Raw genomic sequence first — 4,633 nt, forward strand, 5'->3', positions numbered from 1 at the left:
CGCCATCCCCCTCCTCCGCCGCGACCACGACGAAACCAAGACCCTGGTCACCGGCATGACCCAGGCGTTCACCGCCGGCGTGCCCGTCGACTGGCACGCCTACCTCGGCCGCCGAACCACCACCCCGGCACCCCTGCCCACCTACGCCTTCCAACGCGAGCGCTACTGGCTGGAGCGCAAGGACACCGCCCCGGGCGACGAGGCGCGCGGATGGAGCTCGCTCGGTCATCCACTGCTTTCCGCGAAGGTGGAACCGGCAGGCAGCGAAGGGGTGTTGTTCAGCGGCCGGGTCTCGGTCGGGACGCATCCGTGGCTGCAAGCGCACGCCGTCCTGGACACCCCCGTTCTGCCCGCCGCCGCGCTCGTGGACCTGGTCGTGCGCGCCGGTGACGAGTCGGGCCTCGGCACGCTCGACACCCTCACCGTGCACACGCCGCTCGTGCTCTCCGCGCCAGCTTCCACGGAGATCCAGCTCGCCGTCACCGACACCGACGTCGCGGGCGTGCGTGCCTTCACCCTGTACGCCCGGCCGGCGGACGAGGGCGCTCGCTGGGGCACGTACGCGGACGGCACCCTGTCCGCTGCCGCCGTCCAGCCGGTGCTTCCCGCCGGCGACGGCAGCGGTACGGAGGTGACGCTCGCTGACGAGCTGCTGCCGGACGCGGTCCGCTACGGACTGCACCCCGCGCTGCTGGAGGCGTCCCTCCGTGCGGTGGAGGAGGCTGACGCGGTCGCCCCGGCCCACCCGGGCACCGTTCTCGTCCCCGCCGAATGGCACGACGTGCGGCTGCACGCGAGCGGTGCCACGGTCGTCCGTGTCCAGTGGCAGGCCGTCGACGAGCGCACCGTGACCGTCCGGCTGAGCGACGCTGCCGGCGAGCCGGTCCTCACGGTCGGCCGGCTGGTCTTCCGGGACGTGCCGTACGACCGGTTCAGCGCCGCAGGCCGGGCGGCCCTGCCGCTGTACCGCGCAAGGTGGCGTGTCGCCGAGCTGCCGGCGGCCGAGGCCTCGCTGCGCTGGGCCGACCTGGGCTCGGGCGACGTCGAGGGCGCTGGAACCACCTACTCGACCCTCTCCGAAGCGGCGGAGGCCATCGCGGCGGGTGCTCCCGTCGACGCCTTGCGCGTGTGGGCTCACGACGAGTCCGCCACCGACGTGGTCGACGCCCTCCACCGGCGCACCCGTGACGCCCTCTTCCTGGTCCGGGAGTATCTGGCGGACGAGCGTCTCGGGGACGTCCCGCTGGCTGTGGTCACCCGCGGTGCCGTCGCCACCGGTGCCGAGGAGGTCGCCGATCCGGCCGGTGCCGGAGTCCGGGGCCTGCTGCGCTCCGCGCAGGCCGAGGCGCCGGGCCGGATCTTCCTCCTCGACCTGGAACAGCGGCCGGGCGACGAGAGCGAGCCACCTGAGCTCGACGCCCTGCTGTCGGCGATCGTCGCCGCCGGCGAGCCGGAGGCCGCCGTACGCGAGGCCGAGATCCGCGTGCCGCGTCTGCGCCGCGGCGATGCCACCGCTGTCGACCCGGTCCGGCCCGGCTTCACCCGGTCCCCCGATGGCGAGGAGACCGTCCTGGTCACCGGCGGCACCGGAGCGCTCGGCGCTCTGGTGGCCCGCCACCTGGTGGCCGAGCACGGGGTACGGCGCCTGCTGCTGCTCAGCCGGGAGGGCACTGCCGCCCCGGGCGCCGAGGCCCTCGTCGCGGAGCTGACCGAAGCGGGTGCCTCGGTCACCGTCACGGCCTGTGACGTCGGGAACCGTGCCGCGCTCGCGACCGTCCTGGACGGCATTCCCGCCGAGCACCCCCTCACCGCGGTCGTGCACACCGCGGGCGTCCTCGACAACGCGCTGATCACCGAACTGACCGTGCCGAGCCTGACCGGGGTCCTTGCGGCCAAGGCCGCCGCGGCCTGGCACCTGCACGAACTCACGCGGGACCGGGACCTGTCCGCCTTCGTCCTGTTCTCGTCGAGCGTGGGCGTCCTCGGCGGGCCGGGCCAGGGCAACTACGCCGCCGCCAACGCGTTCGTCGACGCACTGGCCGGCCTGCGCGCCGCTCAGGGCCTGGCGGCCACCGCGATCGGCTGGGGCTTGTGGGACCCCGACGAGATCGGTGGCGGCATCAACGCCGGTCTCGGCGAATCGGGCCACAAGCGCTACGCCAGGGAAGGCTTCCGGCACATCCCCGTACAAGAGGGACTCCGTCTGCTCGACGCGGCGCTCATGGAGAGCGCGGCCCAGTTGGTGGCCCTGCCGCTGGACCTCGCCGCCTTGCGGGCGCACGGCCGGGTGCCGGCCGCGCTGCGCGACCTGGTCCCGGTGCCGGGGCGCCGGGGCGCCGCGCACGGTACGGACGCCACGGCCGGTGCTCCCGGCCGGGTCTCGCTGGAGGAACGGCTGGCGCCCCTGCCCGACGAGGAGCGCGAGCAGGTCGTGCTCGACCTGGTGCGCGGCGAGATCGCGGCGGCTCTCGGTCACTCCGGAGCCCATCAAGTCGCTGCCGACCGGGCCTTCCGGGACCTCGGCTTCGACTCGTTGACCGCCGTCGACCTGCGCAACCGGCTGACGGCCGCCTCCGGGCTGCGGCTGCCTTCCACGCTGGTCTTCGACCACCCGAACCCCGAGGTGCTCGCCGCCCACCTGCTGGGCCGGCTGCACCTGGACGACGCACCGGGCGGGACCTCCGCGCTGGCGGAACTCGACCGCCTGGAGGCGACGCTACTCGGCGCGGACGCCCCCGACGACGAGGAGACCCGCTCCGCGGTCGCCACCCGGCTGAAGGCACTGCTGGCGCGCATCGCGGCGACGGACGCGCCCGAGGCCGACGCGGCGGACGTCGCCGAGTCCATCGAAGCCGCCACGACAGACGACCTCTTGGCCTTCATCGACACCCAGCTCGGCCGTTCTGCCAGCTGAACCTCGGCGGGGGCGTCCCGGCGACGCCCCCGCCCGGATTGAGGAGAAACGAACCAGCATGGCTACCGAGTCCAACGACCGGGCCCGACAAACCCCCGCCGCCAAGGGACAGATCAACGAGGAGAAGCTGGTCGAGTACCTGAAATGGGTGACCGCCGACCTCCACAAGGCCAAGCAGCGGATCGCCGAGCTGGAGAGCGGTCAGGAGGAGCCCATCGCCGTCATCGGCATGGCGTGCCGCTATCCGGGCGGCGTGACCTCGCCCGACGAACTGTGGAGACTTGTCGCCGACGAGGTGGACGGCATCACCCCCTGGCCCACCGACCGCGGCTGGGACACCGAGGGCCTGTACGACCCGGAGCCCGGCAGGGCGGGCAAGTCCTACACCCGTGAGGGCGGATTCCTGGACGGGGCCACCGAGTTCGACGCGGCCTTCTTCGGCATCTCACCGCGCGAGGCCCTGGGCATGGACCCGCAGCAGCGCCTGCTGCTGGAGACCGCCTGGGAGACGTTCGAGAGCGCCGGCCTCGACCCCGCCGCCCTCAGAGGCAGCCGCACCGGTGTGTTCGCCGGCCTCGTGGAGCAGAGCTACCTCGACCGCGAAGGTCCCGAGGAGCTTGAGGGCTACCTCATGACGAGCAAGCTCTCCAGCGTGGCCTCCGGCCGGATCGCCTACACCTTCGGCTTGGAGGGCCCGGCCGTCTCCGTGGACACGGCCTGCTCCTCGTCGCTGGTGGCCCTGCACATGGCCGCGCAGTCGCTGCGCTCGGGCGAGTCCACGCTCGCCCTCGCGGGAGGTGTCACCGTCTCCGGCTCCCCGAGCGGCTTCGTGGACTTCTCCCGCCAGCGTGGTCTGTCGGCCGACGGCCGCTGCAAGTCCTTCTCCGACGACGCCGACGGCACCGGCTGGTCCGAAGGAGTCGGCCTGCTCCTGGTCGAGCGACTCTCCGACGCCCGCAAAAACGGCCACCGAGTACTGGCGGTAATCCGCGGCACCGCCGTCAACCAGGACGGAGCCAGCAACGGACTCACCGCACCCAACGGCCCCTCCCAGGAACGCGTAATCCGCCAAGCACTCGCAAACGCCGGACTGAACACCAACGACATCGACGCCGTGGAAGCCCACGGCACCGGAACCCGCCTCGGCGACCCCATCGAGGCACAAGCACTCCTCGCCACCTACGGACAGGGACGGCCCGCCGGGCATCCCCTCTACCTCGGCTCACTGAAGTCGAACATCGGCCACTCGGTCGCCGCGGCCGGAGTGGGCGGTGTGATCAAGATGATCGAGGCGATGCGGCACGGGGTGCTGCCGCGAACGCTGCACGTGGGCGAACCGTCCAGCCACGTGGACTGGGACACCGGCACGGTCGAGCTGCTGACCGAGGCACGGGAGTGGCCGGAGACCGACGGCCGGCCGCGCCGCGCGGGCGTCTCCGCCTTCGGCGTGAGCGGCACCAACGCCCACCTCATAGTCGAGCAGGCTCCCGTCGAGGATGCCCCGGAAGCAGACCCGGCCGAGGTCGCCCTCCCCGTCGTCCCCTGGGTGTTGTCGGGTAAGAGCGCGCGGGCCCTCCGCGATCAGGCCACCCGACTGGCGACACACCTGGAAGCCCGCCCGGCACTGACCGCACAGGACGTCGCCCTGTCACTGGCAACAGAACGAGCAACCTTCGAACACCGCGCCGTACTGACCGGCACCAATCGCGAAGAACTCCT

At 72.8% G+C, this 4,633-nt stretch carries 2 protein-coding genes; both read left to right on the forward strand.

Annotated elements, in window-relative coordinates:
- Positions 1–2,914: type I polyketide synthase (locus tag ACWC9R_RS36900; RefSeq protein ID WP_450738241.1), on the forward strand; the 2,914-nt coding region annotated here is incomplete at its 5' end.
- Between the two features lie 58 nt (positions 2,915–2,972).
- Positions 2,973–4,633 (forward strand): type I polyketide synthase (locus ACWC9R_RS36905; protein ID WP_450738243.1); only part of this gene is annotated, 1,661 nt, incomplete at its 3' end.

The organism is Streptomyces sp. NPDC001219, from assembly GCF_053597915.1.